We start from the raw sequence: 18,626 nt of genomic DNA, 5'->3' as shown, positions 1-18,626 counted from the left end.
ACCATCTTGCGTAAAATTTGCTTTAAACGTAACTTATGCAAGCAAAATCTCACATCTCATATCTCACATCTCAAATCTATTCCCTAATTTGCACCAATGCAGTTTAAGCAAATAGTAGGACAGGATGCCATAAAGCAACGTTTGATCAATTCGGTAAAAGAAAACCGGGTGAGTCATGCACAGTTGTTTTTGGGCCCCGCGGGCTCGGGCAGCCTGGCTTTAGCTGTTGCCTACGCGCAATATTTATCCTGCGAAGATAAACAGCCGGAGGATTCCTGCGGCGAATGTTCTTCCTGCCGCAAGTACCAGAAACTGATGCACCCCGACCTGCATTTCTCGTACCCGTTTTTTGCCAAACACAAGGATGATACCGCTATTACCTTTATCGAACAATGGCGCGAAGCTTTTATCGCAAATCCTTATTTAAGTTTGGATACCTGGCGCGGATATTTGGAGGCGGAGAACAAGCAGGCCAATATTAACATTGCCGAATGCCACCAGATCATCAAAAAACTCAGCTTTAAACCCTTTGAATCGGCCTACAAAATTTTGATCCTCTGGCTGCCCGAATATTTAGACAAGGAGGGCAATGCACTGCTCAAAATTATTGAAGAGCCGCAGCCCAATACCCTGTTTTTATTGGTGGCCCAAAACCAGGACCAGATTTTAAACACCATCCTTTCGCGTACGCAACTGATCAAAATTCCGGCATTAGGGTATCATGAAATAAAAGATTTCCTGGTTGAAAAACATCACCAGACGGACGAAGCGGCAGCACAAATAGCCTATTTAAGCAACGGCAATTTAACCGAAGCGCTGGCCATGCTGCAGGATGGCAACGATAGTTTTCATAACCAGTTTGTGCAATGGCTGCGCTTGTGTTTTGGGAACAAAGGGATTGAAATCGTCGGTTTTGTTGACCAGGCTTCAAAAATGGGGCGTGAAAATCAGAAGAATTTTTTGCGTTACGGGATCAACTTTTTACGCGAATGCTGTCTCCTTTTATCGGGCGCTGAAAACCTGGTTCACTTGCCGCCCGGCGAGCTGGAAACCGCCCAACGGATGGCCAAAGCCATGAGTATTCCGCTGGCACAGGGGATCATCAACGAGCTTGAAAAAGCCCACTATCATATAGAACGAAATGCAAACCCTAAAATTTTATTTTTAGATGTATCTTTACAGATTATTAAGTTAATAAGTTTAACGATCCGCCAGAAAGCGGACACCTAATATACCAGATTAATTATGGGATGTGGAAGTTGCTCAACCGGGGGATGTTCTCCGGCGGGCTGCAAAAGTAACGGCTCGTGCCTCACCAATGGCTGCAGCAAGTTAGATGTTTACGATTGGCTGTCCAATATGGATATGCCGACAAATTATAAGCCTTTCAACGTTGTTGAAGTAAAATTTAAAGGATCAAGAAAAGAATTTTACCTTAATAATGATAACATTTACCTGGAGGCGGGTGAACTGGTAGCGGTTGAAACAACAACCGGTGGCTATGATATTGGCCATGTTTCCATCACTGGCGAACTGGTGCGGATGCAGATGGTTAAACGCCGGGTAAAAGAAGCCGACGTTGCCAAAAAGATCTACCGCAAGGCTACGCCTGCCGATGTGGATAAGTGGAAAGCCGCAAAAGACCTGGAATGGGAAACCATGCACAAATCAAGGAAACTTGCACTGGAACTTAACTTATCCATGAAGTTAAGTGATGTGGACTACCAGGGCGATAAATCAAAAGCCACGTTTTATTATACGGCCGAAGGCCGCGTCGATTTCAGGGAACTGATCAAAAAAATGGCGGAAACTTTCCGGATCCGGATCGAAATGCGCCAGATCGGGATGCGCCAGGAAGCCAGCCGGCTGGGGGGTATTGGGTCATGCGGGCGCGAGCTTTGCTGCTCTACCTGGCTTACTGATTTTAAAACAGTATCCACCTCTGCAGCACGTTACCAAAACCTATCGTTAAATACACTAAAACTTGCGGGCCAGTGCGGTAAACTCAAGTGCTGTTTAAATTACGAGCTGGACACTTATATGGATGCGCTTAAATATATTCCCGATAATGTGAATGTTTTAAGAACTGAAAAGGGTGATGCGCGTTTGCAAAAAACGGATATATTTAAAAAGCTGATGTGGTTCAGCTATCCACGGGAGGAATCATGGATCCCGCTGCCATTAGACAGGGTTCGGGAAGTTCAGAAAATGAACCGCGAAGGCATTATTCCGCCAGATCTGGGTGAGGTAGTTGAAATAGAAACAAAACCGGTAAAAGTGCTGGATTATGAAAATGTTGTTGGACAGGACAGCCTAACCCGCCTGGACGAAAACCGCAACCGTAACAAAAACAAAAATAAGAACCGGAATAAAAACCAGCGGCCCGGCGGTAGCGCCGGTGAAAACGGGCAACGTCCGGCGCAGGCATCAGGCAGCACACCCAGGCCGGCAGGCAATGGGCCGCGTCCAAACGGCACACCCGGACAAAGGCCGGTTGCAGCACAGGGCCCGCGGCCTGAAGGTGCAGCAAGACCGGAAGGTACACCACGGCCGGAAGGAGCACCTAATCCGAATAAAAAGAAGAAATTCAGGCCTAATAAAAACAGGCGAAATGATAATAACAAAGGGCCGCAGCCGGGAACTGAATAAATGAAACGGGTAATCAATATATTTTTTTCATTTGCCGCTACAGCGGTTTTACTGTCGGTGGCGGCATGCACCGATAAAAATGCTGTTATTGATAAAAGCAGCGAAGTTGAAAACCATAACTGGACCTATATCAACCGGGTTAGGTTTGATGTAAAGATTGATGACGAAAAGATCCCCTATAACCTGGAAATGAATTTAAGGGTTACGGGGGATTATAAATACTCCAATATTTTTGTGCTGATCACCCAGGTTAATCCTGATAAAAAAACTGAGGTTACCCGCTATGAGCTTAAACTTGCCAATAAAGAAGGTGAATGGCTGGGTAAAGGGTCAGGAGATTTATACGCCTACCAGGCGCCCTTTCGCTCCAATTATAAATTCCCGGCCAAAGGGGTTTATACTTTTTATATCGAGCAAAATATGCGGGATAACCCGTTGCGCGAAGTAAGCGATGTGGGGTTGAGGGTGGAAAGGGTACAATAGCCCCCTAACCCCCTAAAGGGGAAACTATAGCGGTTTTTTCTTTCCGGTCTTTACTGACTTTCGGACTTTACTAACTTTTCTCTACCTTCGTTTTGCTAATATTTTTATCAAAATGGATCTGTATCTTTTAATTTCTTCGATAGTCATTCTTTTAATCGCGGTGCTTCTTTTTTTAAAGAAACCGGCGTCGGCCAATGGCATTTCAGCAGAGGAATTATCACGCTTAAAAAATGACAATACCTCCCTGAATATATTGCTGGCCAAAGCCGAAGAACGCGCCGCCGGGTTAACCATGGAACGGGATAAGGCAGACCGCCAATTGCAGGAGGAAAGAGAAAGATATGATCATCTGACCATCCGCCTTAACCAGGAATTGCTTGTTGAAAAGAACCGCGTGGCCAAAGCCGAAGAACAACTGATTGCCCAGCGCCAGCGCCTGGCTGAACAGGAGGCCTCGATCAGGGAGATCCAGCAAAAATTCCAGCTGGAGTTTCAAAATATCGCCAATAAATTACTGGACGAAAAATCACAAAAGTTTATCGAGACCAACCGCACCAGTATGGACATCCTGCTCAATCCCCTAAAAGAAAACATCAGGGCGTTTGAGGAAAAAGTGGAAAAGGTTTATAATATGGAAGCGGCGGAACGCAATACCCTGAAAGGCGTGATCACCCAACTGATGGAGTTAAACCAAACGATCAGCAACGAGGCGCAGAATTTAACCAAAGCCTTAAAGGGCGATAATAAAAAACAGGGTAATTGGGGAGAAGTGATCCTGGAACGGGTGCTGGAACGGTCGGGCCTGGTGAAAGACAGGGAATACCGCCTGCAAGCCAGTTTAAGCGATGCCCAGGGCAACCGGCTGCAGCCTGACGCTATCATAGACCTTCCTGATGAGAAACACCTGATTATCGACTCAAAAGTGTCTTTAATCGCTTACGAGCGTTTGGTTAATGCTGAAACCGAAGACGAGCGTAAACTTTATTCGAAAGCACACGTAGAATCTATTCGCGGACACGTGCTCAATCTATCTTCCAAAAACTATCACGACCTGTACCAGATCAATTCGCCGGATTTTGTTTTGCTTTTTGTGCCGATAGAATCTTCCTTCAGTTTTGCCGTACAAATTGATGCTGAATTATTCAGTGATGCCTGGGATAAACGGGTGGTAATTGTTAGCCCATCTACCTTACTGGCAACGCTGCGCACCATCGCCAGCATCTGGAAACAGGAACGGCAAAACCGCAATGTTTTGGAAATTGCCCGTTTAAGCGGCGCCATGTACGACAAATTTGTTGGTTTTATGGGCGACATGGAAGGCATCGGCAAAAACATTAAACTAAGCCAAAACGCCTACGATAGCGCCATCAGCAAACTCACCGAAGGCAATGGCAACCTCACCAAAACCGCCGAAAAAATTAAGGGGCTTGGGGCAAAAGCCAATAAGCAATTGGATCAGAAATATATTGGGGAGGAGTAGCAATAAGCTACTTAATGCTATTTTTATATGATGAAGATTATCACGTTTATTTTTACGCTTGCTATACTTTTATTCAACGACTGCAAACCGGTGAGTGTTCAAAAAGCCTATACTGAAGATGATATTCTTAAACAGTTGGACCTGGCCTTTAGGGGTGTTCCCAATGACTTTTATCCGCCTGGAAACAGCGGGGACATAAAGTACAATTTTATGCTCGATCTGGAACATGGATATTGTGTAACAGCGGGTAGCAGAATCCATTTGTACGCTGACAAAAATCGGTGGGCAATTGTTTTTGAAAAAAGCGGGTATCAAAATAGAGCCGGCGATGCTGAGATTGAATTAGATTACTTCGGAAATTGTATAAATTATCCTGTGGACAAATATCCCGAAAGAAACTATATCACAAATACCAGCAATATTGTCCTTATTTCCGGGGGCGAATATGAAAGGATTCGTAATAAAAAAGGCTCAGACTACGAACAATTTGAATTAATCAGTCCCTTAGCAAACGAAGTAAATATCAGGGGTAAGAAAGTAAAGATAGAGCACGATCTGTCTAAATACGCCCGCCTGGGCATTATTCCGCGCAGTGACGACAACCCAAAAAAACTGATCGGTTTTGGCGATATTGTGCGGTATTTAAGCGAAACCGCCCCATCAACCATAGCTGCGACAGACGCTGAAATAAGGGAACACATTCCAGCCAATATTCCCAAGCTAATGACCATCGGGAAATTTCATTTTGAAAGTGTCTATAAACCGGGTAATCTGCCAAGCACACAAGAAACTTATCAGTTATTAGCCAAAATTCTTGTGAAGCGGGATACGTCTTTGTGGAAACCCACGCTTAAACCAACTAATCATTGGTCAAACTGGACATCCGGAAATTTGTAAATACTACTAACAATATGTAAATGAGCCATAGGCTCAACCCCTTGTAGAAAAAAAACCAACCACGCCATATTGCCTCGTAGAGGCTACCCTAAATCATGCGGCCGCCACGAAAACGACCAACATTAAAACGGGTTAAAAATATTTATCATCAAAAACTCCCGTTTCAGGGCGCCGGGGGGCTAAACGCATTCCATCCCTGCGCCTTCAACGGATGGCTATTCCCTGCCTTGGTTATTAAATTACAGCCGGCTGAGGGCTCCGTAATATACCCGATAATGGTGATATCCATTTTAAACTTGATCTTGTCGTAGTCGGCTTGTTTAACGGTAAACAGGAGCTCGTAGTCTTCGCCGCCACTCAGGGCGCAAACGGTTGGGTCAAGGTTAAATTCGCGGGCCGTTTCAAAAGTCATGGGATCCATGGGAATTTTTTCCTCGTACAAATTACAGCCTTTATTGCTTTGTTTGCAGATATGCAATAATTCAGATGCCAGGCCGTCGGATACATCTATCATCGCTGTCGGTTTTACCTCAATATCTTTCAGCAATTCTATTACATCCCTGCGGGCCTCCGGCTTTAACTGGCGTTCAACTATATAGTCCTTTCCTTCCAGGTCAGGTTGAATATTGGGATTCTCCAAATAGATCAACTTCTCACGCTCCAGCAGTTGTAACCCGGTATAGGCTCCTCCCAAATCCCCCGAAACACAAATCAAATCACCTTCTTCAGCGCCGTTACGGTACACAATATCCTTCTCATCAGCATAACCCAACGCTGTCACGCTGATCACCAGGCCTTGTTTTGATGAGGAAGTATCACCTCCAACCAGGTCCACATTATACTTTTCGCAGGCTAAGTAAATGCCTTCATACAATTCTTCCACGGCTTCCAGCGGAAATTTACTGGAGATCCCGATAGACACCGTAACCTGCGAGGCTATGCCATTCATCGCGTAAATATCACTCAGGTTAACCTGTATCGCTTTATAACCCAAATGTTTCAATGGGGTATAGGCCAAATCAAAATGAATCCCTTCCAACAACATATCGGTTGAAACCAATACCTTTTTTCCATCAAAATCAAGTACCGCAGCATCATCACCAACGCCTTTTACTGTACTTTTTTGGGAAATTTTTATATTTTCAGTCAAATAATTGATCAGGCCAAATTCGCCCAAAGCTTCAATATTTGTTTTTTCTTTATTATCAAACAACGACATTATCTATTTTTTAAAAAGTAAATGTTAACAAGTTACCCTGACTGACGTTAAAAAGCGCAACCCGGAAACACCCTACCGCCGAAGGCGGGAAATTTTTTTGAGAAATTAGCCTTTTTCTTCTTAATCACATTATCATCAGTGAAATCAACAAAAAATAGGTGAAATCTCAAATTTATAGTCCCAAACTGGCCGAGATCTCCAGCATTCTTTCAATTGGTTTTACGGCTTTTTCAATAATATCCTGCGGTACGCTAATTTCCGGCATCTCATTTTTCAAACACAGATATAATTTCTCAAGCGTATTCCTTTTCATATGCGGGCAATCATTACATGCGCAATTGTTATTTGGCGGAGCCGGGATAAATGTTTTACCAGGATTTTCTTTTTCCATCTGGTGAATAATGCCCGATTCCGTTGCTACTATAAATTCTTTATCCCCGTGTTTTGACGCATATTTTAAAATTCCTGTGGTCGAACCAATATAATCAGCCATTTGCAGGATAGCATCTTCACATTCAGGATGTGCCAGCAGTTTAGCGCCCGGGTGACGTTCCTTCAGTTTGGTTATTTTCTCTCTCGAAAAAATCTCATGTACCATACAGGCGCCGTTCCATAAAACCAGATTCCTTCCGGTTTTTTTTGCTACATAAGCCCCCAGGTTTTTATCAGGACCGAAGATGATCTTCTGGTCTTTTGGCAAGCTCTCCACAATACCAACCGCATTGCTTGATGTGCAAACGATATCGCTCATGGCTTTCAGTTCGGCTGTGCAGTTCACGTAAGTGATCACCAGGTGATCGGGATATTGTTCTTTAAATTTCCTGAACAAGTGGGGCGGGCAGCTGTCGGCCAACGAGCAGCCGGCTTTTATGTCGGGTAGTAAAACTTTTTTTGAAGGAGATAATATTTTGGCTGTTTCGGCCATAAAATGAACGCCGGCAAAAACGATAATATCGGCATCAGTTTTTGCTGCTTGCTGCGATAATCCCAAACTATCGCCAATGTAGTCGGCGATATCCTGGATATCAGGTTCCTGGTAATAATGAGCAAGGATAACAGCATTCTTTTCTTTTTTTAACTTTTCAATTTCATCAAAAAGATCAAGGGTCGGATCGATAAATTCATCCGCAAAACCTTTCACATTTATTTCTTCGAAGGTATCCATTTCAACAATTCAATTAATAACAATTAGTTTTATAAGTATAAAGAACCTATTGTTATTGGTGTGTTAGTTATGTGTAAAATTAGTTTTTAAAAATAGCCTTTATATTTTTTCTAATTACTTTTCCACAGAAAATCTTTGTTTTATTTATGTTATTTAATTGATTTTAAGATGGATTTAATAAGCAACTTTTAATTTAAAAACTTTTTTGTTAATACTTTATTACTTTCTAAAATGTTAGCTTTGGCTGTTTAGCTGCGCAAAAGTCGGTTAAAAATATATAAGATAAGGCGCAAAAATAGGGTTTATCCACGGGGTAATTACTTATTAGGTTTTTGTTTACACAAAATTAACATGTTTTATACCGGTTATTAACATCATCGGTTATTGTTTACATAGCGAATAAATTTATGACTAAAACTGTGGATTTCCTGGTTGTAGGATCAGGTATAGCGGGATTGAGTTTTGCCCTTAAGGCGGCAAAACATGGTAAAGTTCTGATAGTTACGAAATCTAATGAAGACGAATCAAACACTAAGTATGCCCAGGGCGGGGTTGCCGTAGTTGTTGATAAAAAGGATGATTCCTTCGAAAAGCATATACAGGATACTTTAATTTCGGGTGACGGGCTTTGTGATAAAGAAGTTGTAGAAGCAGTTGTAAAAGAAGGTCCGGCCAGGATCAATGAAATTATTGATTACGGGACTAATTTTGATAAAACAAATGATGGCCTTTATGATCTTGCTAAAGAAGGTGGCCACTCAGAATTCAGGGTGCTGCATTATAAAGATATCACCGGTTTTGAGATAGAAAGGTCGTTATTGGAGCAGATCCATAATAATCCTAATATTGAGATTTTAACCCATTATTTTGCTGTTGATTTAATTACCCAGCACCATTTAGGAGTGTTGGTAGGTAAATCAACAACAGATATCACCTGCTATGGTATCTATGCCTTTAATAACCATACCAAGAATGTTGAAAAGATTCTTTCAAAGGTGACAGTGATGGCTTCAGGTGGTGCCGGGCATATATATTCAATTACGACAAATCCAACCATAGCAACCGGCGATGGGGTAGCTATGGTTTACAGGGCTAAGGGTAAAGTAAGGAATATGGAATTTATCCAGTTCCATCCTACAGCTTTATATAACCCGGGCGAATATCCTTCATTTTTAATTTCGGAAGCGGTACGTGGTTTTGGTGGTATTTTAAAACGAACCAATGGCGAAGAGTTTATGCAGGAATATGATGAGCGTAAATCGTTAGCGCCCAGGGATATAACGGCAAGGGCAATCGATGCGGAGATGAAAAAATCAGGAGAAGATTTTGTTTACCTGGATATAAGGCATCGCAGTAAAAAAGATATTTTAAAACATTTTCCAAATATTTATGCCAAATGCCTGGAGATAGGCATTGACATGACGAAAGATATGATCCCCGTGGCGCCTGCCTGTCATTATATGTGTGGTGGGGTAATGGTTGATCATGTAGGTCGTTCTTCCTTACTAAGGTTGTATGCCTGCGGTGAGTGTTCATCTACCGGTTTACATGGTGCTAACCGCTTAGCGTCAAATTCTTTGTTAGAAGCGCTGGTATTTGCTCACCGGATCTATGAGGATGCTATAATGCAATTTAAGGATATAACAATTCCTGAAAATATACCTGATTGGGATGAAAAAGGGGTGCAGCTATCTAATGAAGATATCCTCGTAACCCATAACGTGCGCGAAATGCAAAAAGTGATGAATGATTATGTGGGGATTGTCCGCTCAGATTTCAGGCTGGAACGTGCCATGCGCCGTTTAGGTTTATTGTATGAAGAAACTGAAGATTTTTACAAAAAGACCAAACTGTCTGTAAAGCTTTGCGAGTTAAGAAATTTGATCCAGGTATCGTTCCTGGTAGTTAAATCGGCGATGATGCGTAAAGAAAGTCGTGGTTTACATTCTACTACAGATTATCCTTTTCATGCAGATGTTATAGAGGATACTGTGTTTTGATATAAATATGAATAAAAAGGCAAAATATAAAGACATCTTTGTTTTGTTAATATTATTTATTTTTCTGGTAATTTCAATATTTCGGCATTTTTCTGACGGATATATTTTAACGGTAAATTTATACCTTGGGTTTATCTGTTTATTTATAACTACCTTATTAAGAATTAAAGATGGAAAAAGAGCCAAAGTATTTTTGATTTGCCTCTTGATGCTGGCTGCGTTTAATATAATATCATTTACAGTTGAAAATATCTCTTTTGGAAAAAGTGCCATTTATAATGTTGGTATATTTTATTTTTCTTCGCCAGGGATAAATCCTTTGTTCTTATTAATGTTGGTTATTTACTCTATTATTGATTATGGGTTTTCTATAAAATTTTACAAGAATGTTTTTGGAAAGTCAGATAAAGAAGCAAATGAAGAATATAAAAAAATGGCTGAGTTTTATTATAAAAGATTTAGTAGCTGCACACGGGAAGAGTTGGATTTTGCGCTAAAGAATATAAACGAATATCCTCATGCAGGGCAAGAATCATTAAAAATTGTTGTTGAAAAAAGCAATGAAGAAAAATAAAAAAGAGCGGAAAACGGGATTCGAACCCGCGGCCTTCAGTTTGGGAAACTGATGCTCTACCAGCTGAGCTATTTCCGCTTATTTTTTGCTAATGTAAAAAGTATTTAACTTATTAGGAAATATAACGTAAATTTGAGTATGGTGCGAACAATTGTTATTCCGGATGATACCCATATCCAATTAGACGTTCCTGCTGATTACGTCGGAAAGAAGGTAGAAGTTAATGTGTTTTTGATTGATGAAATAAACCCTGCTTCCCCTAAAAAAACAATGGCTGATTTTTGGGGAATACTATCCGATAAAACTGCAAACGAACTTCACGAAAAAGTTAATAAAAGCCGCGACGAGTGGGAAAGAGATATTTGATAGATTCCAATGCTATTATAGATTTTTTTAACAAAGCACTTCCGGACGGCGGTAGATATTTACTTTTTTCTATTGAGCCTTTAATTTCTGTCATAACTTTTATTGAAGTGTTTGCTAATAGTAATACTAGCGGAGAGGAGTCACAAAAACTAAAAAGTTTTTGTGACGTTGCAACCGTTTACGATGTAGGTATTGAAATTGCTTCAATAACTGTTGAACTTAGAAAAAGGTATAAAATTAAACTTCCGGACGCAATAATCGCGGCTACCGCTCTACATAATGATTTAGTTTTAATAACAAGAAACACTTCAGACTTTGAAAAGATTGAAGGACTTGAAATAATAAATCCTCATCTGATTTAAATATGCCTGTTATACTACCTGTTAAAAATATCAGCCCATCCTGGGGAAACGACTGCTTTATTGCTCCCAATGCTACAATTGTTGGCGATGTAGTAATGGGCGATAATTGTTCGGTATGGTTTAACGCAGTGATCAGGGGGGATGTGCATTACATCAAAATAGGTAACAAAACTAATATCCAGGATGGCGCCGTTATACATTGTACCTATATGTATGCGCCAACCAACATTGGTAACTGTGTTTCAATAGGCCACAATGCGCTGGTACATGGTTGTACCGTACATGATCATGTATTGATAGGGATGGGCGCTATCGTTATGGATCATGTTATTGTTGAGGAGTATGTGATCATAGCTGCGGGCGCCATCGTGCTCGAAAAAACGATATGCGAATCAGGCTTTCTTTATGCCGGTATCCCCGCAAAAAAAATAAAACCGATAACTGATCAGCAAAAGGAGATGCTTAAAAAGTTACCAGATAATTATGTTATGTATTCAGGCTGGTTTAAGGAGTAGCGGGTTCCTTAGGTATAATAACTTCAGTTTCCTGCTCCCAGTTTGGCCTTAGCGTTAATACTACAGGGTCAACCCAAATATTTTCCGGTTGCAGCCTTAAATGGATATTGCCACTATCCCACTTACCGTTTTTATTATCGTCATATACTACACTGATATTATATTTACCGGTTATATAATCTTTATAAACTATTGGTCCCGATTTATGGATCACGTCTTTTCTTAAGATATGATTTCTATCATCCATTAACTGTACAATATAGTATTTTCCGCTGTCCGGTACGGTTACTTTTAAAGTAAGCAAGCTGTAATTTTCAGGTTTATTAAGTGAAAAATGTTTAATCGTGCCTTTGTTTTTTTCGGCGTAAATATCCGTAAAGGCGCCTGCATTATAAACTAAGGTATAGTTGGCATTTTGTTTCCACCGGTAGTCTACAGTAAATTTCCTGGTGTTAGCCGTATCTCTTACAATAGTAAAGTTACTTACCTCGTTGGAGTCTTCCTTTAAAGTGATCAGTGCCGGGTCAAATGATTCTATAGGGTAACTTGCCGTGGCGATAAGCGGTGTACGTGGTTTTAGTTTTAAGTCGCTCAGGTTATATTGAAAAGTAAGGATCCTGATAAAGGATTCTTTTCTTCCTTTTCTCATAGCGATTGTATCCAACGGTTTGTTATTATCTAAAAAAGTAACCCTTAACGAATCGAAATCCATATTGCGCATATAGATAGTAGCGGTATCATTCGTCTTGCTTATTTCTGCAATTTTGTATTTATCAAAATCCGGCGGATAAGTTATTCTTACAGATGGATTATCCAAACTCTTATTAAAGGAAAAAAATAGTTTACCATCCTGGTCAAAACGTTTTTCAACCAATTTAAATTTTTCAGGATTTTCCTTAAAAAGCTTCAATTCGATATTTGACGTATCGCGCTGAAGGTTGATTATATTTTTACTGAAGGCTATCAGCTCTTTGTCATTATCGTATATTTTATTTCCGCCGGTGATTTCCTTAAGGGCATAAAGTTTATATTTTCCGTCATGCAGGTTATTGAGCGAGAAATTACCGCTGGTATCCGTGGTGGTAAATATGGTGGGCTTCTTCTTTCCAAAAAGTAAGGAATCCTGTTTTAAAGTAAAAAGCATCACTGTTGCTTCTTTCTCCCTTTCGCCGGTGGTTGTATTGATCACCCTTCCCGACATACTTAACGAATCGATATGCGGACCGGTTGAAAAAACGTAGGTGAAATTTTTCATCACGTTACTTTCATTTACATCAGCGATGGCTTTTCCGAAATTGATCACATAGGTAGTATTTTTTTCGAGCGTATCTTTCAGTTTAATGATCAAACTTTTTTTGCTCGTCTTATACTCCGGTATTTTTGTCTGGGCAGGGCTCATCGTAATTTCGGTATAACTATTCGTTAATTTAAAATACTCATCAAAATCCAGCTGAATAGTATTGGCCTTAAAATTACGGGTCATGTTTGGCGGTGTTGCCTTGAGCAATTTCGGCGGATCATGGTCCCTGGGTCCTCCGGTAATCGCTTGCCGGTTTGCACAGCCCATCAGCATCAAAAAACCGGGTAAAATAAGGGCCAAAAATGAGCATTTTTTGTTTAACATAGTTTTTAAGCGATTCAGGCGATTTTTATCTTTTGACGATGCCTGATATTAAAAATTAAAAATAATTAATTTAAGCAAATAATTTTATAATCGTTTGTATATCAATTAATTATAAGCCTACCTGGAGATATGAACCATTAAAACCGAAATATCAGACGGCGTTACGCCCGAAATCCGGGATGCCTGGCCCAGTGTGCGCGGTTTTATCTTCATTAATTTTTCCCGTGCTTCTTTTGATAGTGAATTCAGTTGATGATAATTAAATTCAGGATTTATTTCTTTGTCTTCCATTTTCCTCATCCGTTCAACAATGTCTAATTCCTTCTCAAAATAACTCTCATATTTGATTTTTATTTCAGCCTGTTCAATAGTTTCTTTATCATAAGCCAGCAATAAATTATTTAAAGTGTCGTCAGCTTTTCTCAGGTCGTTAAAACCAATTTGCGGGCGGCTTAATAAATTAAACAATTTGGTGTTTTGGCTAAGTGCACTCGTTCCCATTTCTTCCAGTAAGTTGTTGACACTTGCCGGGTCTATCGCTTTTGATTTGGTGTAAGCAACAATATCATCCGAGTTTTTTATTTTGTTGTTTACTTTTTCAAGGTGCTCGTCGCTGATTAAACCTAACTCATGTCCCATAGGGCTTAACCGGATATCGGCATTGTCCTGGCGCAAAAGTAAACGGTGTTCAGCCCTCGAGGTAAACATGCGGTAGGGCTCCTCCGTTCCTTTGGTTACCAGGTCATCAATCAGCACCCCGATATAGGATTCAGAACGTTTCATGATCAGTTCATGTTTATCATTAATTTTCTGATGGGCGTTTATACCGGCGATAAATCCCTGGGATGCGGCTTCTTCATATCCGGTTGTTCCATTGATCTGCCCGGCAAAATAGAGGTTGCTGATTAGTTTGGTTTCCAGTGTTAGCCCGAGTTGGGTAGGGGGAAAATAGTCATATTCAATGGCGTATCCGGGCCTGAACATTTTTGCATTTTCAAAACCCGGTATTTGGATCAGGGCTTTATATTGAATATCTTCAGGCAATGAGGTAGAAAAACCATTGACATATATTTCAACCGTGTTCCATCCTTCAGGTTCTACAAAGATCTGGTGCCGCTCCCTTTCGGCAAAGCGGTTGATCTTATCTTCAATAGACGGGCAATACCTTGGCCCTAATCCTTTGATGCGCCCCGTAAACATTGGGGACCTTTCAAAACCTTCTTTTAAGGTTTCGTGTACCTTATTATTGGTGTAGGTTATCCAGCAGCAGCGCTGGTCTTTGGCTAATTCCACGTCGGTGTAGGAGAAACGGCCGCGCTCTTCATCGCCCCATTGTTCTTCCATTAAGGTATAGTTGAGGCTCCTGCCATCCACACGTGGCGGGGTGCCGGTTTTCATCCTGCCCGAATCAAATCCGAGTTCTACTAATTGTTCGGTTAAACCGGTAGCAGCTTTTTCGCCGGTGCGACCGCCGCCAAAGCGTTTTTCGCCGATATGGATAACGCCATTTAAGAAAGTACCGTTAGTTAAAACAACTGCATCCGATGCTATTTCTATACCCAGGGATGTCTTTACCCCGGCAATTGTATTGTTCTTTACCAATAGCGATGTTACAGTATCCTGCCAAAAATCTACGTTAGGTGTACGCTCCAACGCCAGGCGCCACTCTTCGGCAAAACGCATCCTGTCGCTTTGCGCCCTGGGGCTCCACATGGCAGGACCTTTTGAGCAGTTTAGCATCCTGAATTGTAAAGATGTTTTATCTGTAATAATACCTGAATAACCTCCCAGTGCGTCAATTTCTCTTACTATTTGTCCTTTAGCTACGCCGCCCATGGCCGGGTTGCAGCTCATTTGTGCTATAACACCCATGTTCATGGTGATTAAAAGCACAGAGGAACCCAGGTTAGCCGCTGCCGCCGCCGCCTCACAGCCGGCATGACCGGCACCTACTACAATTACATTATATTTTTTAAACATGTTTTACCTGTATTATGTACCTATGGCACATTCTTTATGTTCCACGTGGAATATTTAATATTTCCGTCGTAGGGGCAGAAAATTTTCTGCCCCTACCTGTATTATTTTATTACCACCCATGTTCCACGTGGAACATTATTTGTTTTTGTAGGGGCAGAAAATTTTGTACCCCTACGGTATGAAATTATTATTATCCATGTTCCACGTGGAACATTATTTGTTTTGTAATAGGGGTACAAAATTTTGTACCCCTATATATTATTCGACAATCTGCCAACACAAAATTATTTATTTATCGGCGATGTTCCACGTGGAACATTAAATAATGATAATAACGCTACAAATGCCCAAACGCCTTCCAATACTACAAAAGGATAAAAGCTGATCATATATGACGAAAAACAACAAATCCCGGCACCAATAAGGTTCATTAGTTTATAGGTGCTGCTTTGTGCGGGTAGTTTTTTATAAAGATTTAATAAAAAAGCTACCAGTAATATTACTACACCTATGGATGCCAGTACATCAGATGTTTTCATCAGGCTTCTTTTAATTCGGTTAATTCAATCCAGCGCATGCTTTTTTCATCCAGTTTACTATTTAACGCAGCAATTTGCTTTAATATATCATTAAGCTTATTCGTATCAATGCCTGCCACATTTAGTTCTTCATTCTTTTCATGCAGTTGTTTTTCAATAGCAGTTATTTCGCTTTCAATTGTTTCAAGCTCTTTGGTTTCTTTAAAACTCAATTTACTTTTTTTTGGTTGAGGGGCTGCGGGTGCTTCAATAACACTATTTTTTTTACTTTGCTGTTTGTTTTCTTCCAGTTCCAGCCTGTACGATGAATAATTGCCATTGTAGATCTTCACATGGCCGTTGGGTTCCATAATGAAAAGCTGGTCGGTTAGCTTGTCCAGTAAATACCTGTCGTGCGAAACAATCATTAATACACCGGTATAATTGGTTAAAAACTCTTCCAGTACATTCAGCGTGTCAATATCCAGGTCGTTTGTTGGCTCATCCAGGATTAAAAAATTAGGGTTCTTCATCAGGATGCTCATTAATTGCAGCCTTTTCTTTTCGCCACCGCTTAGCTTGGAAATAAATCCATATTGTTTTGCCGGCGGGAAAAGGAATAGGGTGAGCAGGGCAGAGGCGGAAATCAGCTTTCCATCAGCCATAGTAATAAATTCCGCTACATTTTTTACAATATCAATAACCCGCTCATCCTCTTTAAAAACAATGCCCGATTGATGAAAATAACCAATGACCGTAGTTTCACCCTTGTCAATAATACCTTTATCAGGAAGTAAACCACCTGTGATAAGGTTTAATAAGGTTGATTTACCGCTGCCGTTCTTTCCGGCAAGGCCTATCCTGTCGCCTTTTTTAAATATGTAACTGAAGTTATTGATATAAGTATGTCCGTTGAATGCTTTATAAAGATGATTCATCTCCATAATTTTATTCCCCTGGCGTGCCGTTTTAACGGTTAACTCCACCTTTTGCTTGGCGCCGCCGTTTTTGGTTTTATCTTCCAGTTCATAAAAAGCATCGATCCGTGCTTTGGATTTGGTTCCCCGCGCCTGGGGCTGGCGGCGCATCCATTCCAGTTCTTTTCGCAATAAATTTGAGTTTTTCTGAAATGCGGCTTCGTCAGCGCTTTCGCGTTCGGCCTTTTTCTCTAAATAATAGCCGTAGTTCCCTACATAAGGGATGATCTTGCCTTTATCTATTTCTAATATTTCATTACATACATTATCCAGGAAATACCTGTCGTGCGTAACCATCAATATGGTTTTTGAGCCGTCGGTCAATAATTTTTCCAGCCACTCAATGGTATCAATATCCAAATGGTTGGTAGGTTCATCCAAAATATAAATATCAGGATCCTCAATCAGCAGCTTGGCCAATGCCAGGCGCTTTTTTTGGCCACCGGACAGCGTTGTGATTTTTTGGTTGAGGTGATGAATATCCAGCCGGCCTAATATTGTTTTTATTTTGTACTCATATTCCCAGGCATCAATATTGCCCATCTCTTCCATTACCTCTTCAATTGCCCTTGAATTGTCAGGGTGATTTTCCAGTAATTCCTCGTATTTGCGGATTAACTGTTGCTGGATATCATCCGCATGGAAAATATAATCGCTGATGGTAATGGCGTCTTTAAAGCCGGGGTCTTGCTCAAGGTAGCCAAGGTTAAGGTCGCGCATTTGCGCCACTTTTCCTTCGGTAGGTTTTAAGCTGCCCGCAAGCAGTTTTAGTAAGGTTGATTTTCCGGCGCCATTAATGCCAACCAGCGCAACGCGGCGCCCGCGGTTGATCCCGATGGATACATTCCTGAAAAGCCAATGGTCATGAAAAGAGTGGCCTAAATTTTCGGCAGAGATATATGTACTCACGCTATTTATTTTATTTGGTCGGACAGGTGTATAAAAACACCCTCCTGTTTTATCAATGATTGTTTATACATAGCCATAGCTACGGTTTTTGCCGGGATACTCCGGTATTTTTTTAGTCCGCCCAGCAATAAAGGATCTATCAGCTTAAATAATATGGTAACGATCTTTTCTTCAACCCTGTTTTTCTCCGTCCTGTGGCCGGTTAAAAACGATGGCCGGTAAATGTGCAGGCATTTTAGTCCCACCTTTGTGATATCGTCCTCCACTTCGCCCTTTAGCTTCATATAAAAAGTCGAAGAACCTACATCTGCGCCCAGCGCCGAAACAAGGTGATATTGCTGAATGCCGTTCCGCAAGGCGATCCTGGCCATCAGCAACGGGTAATCGTGATCAATCTTCCGGTAAGCCGAAAGATCCGGCGTTTTTTTACGAGTGGTACCCAGGCAACAAAAAACAGCCTGCCCGTTTATTTCTGCAGCATAGTCTTCCAGCTTGTCAAAATCAATAACAAGTTGTTTAAGTTTTTGATGTGTTATGGGCAATTCCTTTCGAACTAAAATCACAACCTCCTTATATTCAGAACTTTGTAATAAAATCTCGAGCAATAATCCTCCGATTAATCCGCTTGCGCCCGCTATGATCGCTTTGGCCACCTTGTATCAAATTTTTTGCAAAAATACATATAATTAATTTGTAGCCGACTTTTACCATCAGTCTAAATTTTTGTAAAACAGGGCCATTAGTTGATTGACGCCAAATGTGCAAACAAACTGTGCGGTTGTGTGTTATACCAATAATTCGATTCATTTGAAACCGAGGCACAAATCCCGACTGCAATAAAGGATCACCCCAAACTTTAAGGTCGCTCATAGCTTCAAATTTTATTGAGATAGTTTTTTTAAAATGAA

17 protein-coding genes and 1 tRNA gene are annotated in these 18,626 nt (G+C 40.9%); 10 read left to right on the top strand and 8 right to left on the bottom strand.

Going from position 1 to position 18,626, the window contains the following annotated elements; translation table 11 throughout:
• The first annotated feature begins 96 nt into the window (after window positions 1-96).
• The 5 genes from MgSA37_RS26635 to MgSA37_RS26615 all read left to right on the top strand — a co-directional run bounded on the left by MgSA37_RS26635 (window position 97) and on the right by MgSA37_RS26615 (window position 5,509).
• The gene (locus tag MgSA37_RS26635; RefSeq protein ID WP_096356698.1) at window positions 97-1,230 is read left to right on the top strand and encodes a DNA polymerase III subunit; all 1,134 of its coding nucleotides are present in this window, start codon (window positions 97-99) and stop codon (window positions 1,228-1,230) included.
• A gap of 15 nt (window positions 1,231-1,245) precedes the next feature.
• Complete coding sequence (gene ricT / locus MgSA37_RS26630) at window positions 1,246-2,649, top strand: regulatory iron-sulfur-containing complex subunit RicT (protein ID WP_096356696.1); 1,404 nt, start codon at window positions 1,246-1,248, stop codon at window positions 2,647-2,649.
• Window positions 2,650-3,132 carry a gliding motility lipoprotein GldH gene (locus MgSA37_RS26625; protein WP_096356694.1) on the top strand — a complete coding sequence of 161 codons (483 nt, stop codon included), beginning with the start codon at window positions 2,650-2,652 and terminating at the stop codon, window positions 3,130-3,132.
• A gap of 112 nt (window positions 3,133-3,244) precedes the next feature.
• Window positions 3,245-4,612 carry a DNA recombination protein RmuC gene (gene rmuC, locus MgSA37_RS26620; protein WP_096356692.1) on the top strand — a complete coding sequence of 456 codons (1,368 nt, stop codon included), beginning with the start codon at window positions 3,245-3,247 and terminating at the stop codon, window positions 4,610-4,612.
• Window positions 4,613-4,639: 27 nt separating this feature from the next.
• A complete protein-coding gene (locus tag MgSA37_RS26615; protein ID WP_157750758.1) occupies window positions 4,640-5,509 on the top strand; it encodes a DUF7003 family protein in 870 nt (289 codons plus the stop codon).
• 163 nt (window positions 5,510-5,672) lie between these two features.
• On the opposite strand, the gene thiL is transcribed toward MgSA37_RS26615, so the two are convergent.
• Entirely contained in the window at window positions 5,673-6,722 is a 1,050-nt protein-coding gene (gene thiL, locus MgSA37_RS26610; RefSeq protein ID WP_096357771.1) for a thiamine-phosphate kinase, read from the bottom strand.
• A gap of 178 nt (window positions 6,723-6,900) precedes the next feature.
• Window positions 6,901-7,893 (bottom strand): quinolinate synthase NadA, encoded by a 993-nt coding sequence (nadA, locus tag MgSA37_RS26605; RefSeq protein WP_096356688.1) that lies wholly within the window; start codon window positions 7,891-7,893, stop codon window positions 6,901-6,903.
• A 407-nt stretch (window positions 7,894-8,300) separates the two neighbouring features.
• Here nadA and nadB point away from each other — a divergent pair, with 407 nt between their 5' ends.
• Complete coding sequence (gene nadB, locus MgSA37_RS26600) at window positions 8,301-9,893, top strand: L-aspartate oxidase (protein ID WP_096356686.1); 1,593 nt, start codon at window positions 8,301-8,303, stop codon at window positions 9,891-9,893.
• A 7-nt stretch (window positions 9,894-9,900) separates the two neighbouring features.
• Window positions 9,901-10,467, top strand: coding sequence for a hypothetical protein (locus MgSA37_RS26595; RefSeq protein WP_096356684.1), 567 nt, complete (start codon window positions 9,901-9,903; stop codon window positions 10,465-10,467).
• 5 nt (window positions 10,468-10,472) lie between these two features.
• Here the strand turns inward: MgSA37_RS26595 and MgSA37_RS26590 are convergent.
• Window positions 10,473-10,545 (bottom strand) — tRNA-Gly (locus MgSA37_RS26590).
• Between the two features lie 60 nt (window positions 10,546-10,605).
• Here MgSA37_RS26590 and MgSA37_RS26585 point away from each other — a divergent pair.
• Genes MgSA37_RS26585 through MgSA37_RS26575 form a run of 3 tightly spaced genes read left to right on the top strand, consistent with a single transcriptional unit; the run spans window position 10,606 to window position 11,710 of the window.
• Window positions 10,606-10,833 (top strand): hypothetical protein, encoded by a 228-nt coding sequence (locus MgSA37_RS26585; protein WP_096356682.1) that lies wholly within the window; start codon window positions 10,606-10,608, stop codon window positions 10,831-10,833.
• The gene (locus tag MgSA37_RS26580; protein WP_096356680.1) at window positions 10,815-11,195 is read left to right on the top strand and encodes a type II toxin-antitoxin system VapC family toxin; all 381 of its coding nucleotides are present in this window, start codon (window positions 10,815-10,817) and stop codon (window positions 11,193-11,195) included. The genes MgSA37_RS26585 and MgSA37_RS26580 overlap by 19 nt, the downstream gene beginning before the upstream one ends.
• Window positions 11,196-11,197: 2 nt before the next feature.
• A complete protein-coding gene (locus MgSA37_RS26575; RefSeq protein ID WP_096356678.1) occupies window positions 11,198-11,710 on the top strand; it encodes a gamma carbonic anhydrase family protein in 513 nt (170 codons plus the stop codon).
• Here the strand turns inward: MgSA37_RS26575 and MgSA37_RS26570 are convergent.
• From MgSA37_RS26570 to MgSA37_RS26550, 5 genes are all read right to left on the bottom strand, one after another.
• Window positions 11,700-13,334, bottom strand: coding sequence for an Ig-like domain-containing domain (locus tag MgSA37_RS26570; protein WP_096356676.1), 1,635 nt, complete (start codon window positions 13,332-13,334; stop codon window positions 11,700-11,702). The two genes, MgSA37_RS26575 and MgSA37_RS26570, sit on opposite strands and share 11 nt — an antisense overlap.
• Before the next feature lie 117 nt (window positions 13,335-13,451).
• On the bottom strand, window positions 13,452-15,314 hold the full coding sequence (mnmG, locus tag MgSA37_RS26565) for a tRNA uridine-5-carboxymethylaminomethyl(34) synthesis enzyme MnmG (protein ID WP_096356674.1): 1,863 nt from the start codon (window positions 15,312-15,314) through the stop codon (window positions 13,452-13,454).
• Between the two features lie 284 nt (window positions 15,315-15,598).
• Entirely contained in the window at window positions 15,599-15,853 is a 255-nt protein-coding gene (locus MgSA37_RS26560) for a CBU_0592 family membrane protein (RefSeq protein ID WP_197706049.1), read from the bottom strand.
• Window positions 15,853-17,718, bottom strand: coding sequence for an ABC-F family ATP-binding cassette domain-containing protein (locus tag MgSA37_RS26555; protein ID WP_096356672.1), 1,866 nt, complete (start codon window positions 17,716-17,718; stop codon window positions 15,853-15,855). Before MgSA37_RS26555 ends, MgSA37_RS26560 begins: the two co-directional genes overlap by 1 nt.
• Window positions 17,719-17,723: 5 nt before the next feature.
• Complete coding sequence (locus MgSA37_RS26550) at window positions 17,724-18,371, bottom strand: NAD(P)H-binding protein (RefSeq protein ID WP_096356670.1); 648 nt, start codon at window positions 18,369-18,371, stop codon at window positions 17,724-17,726.
• Window positions 18,372-18,626: the final 255 nt, after the last annotated feature.

This window comes from Mucilaginibacter gotjawali (assembly GCF_002355435.1).
In the GTDB taxonomy this organism is placed as follows: Bacteria; Bacteroidota; Bacteroidia; order Sphingobacteriales; family Sphingobacteriaceae; genus Mucilaginibacter; species Mucilaginibacter gotjawali.
Note: the sequence above shows the minus strand (reverse complement) of the source record. Positions and strands in the feature narration are given on the sequence as shown.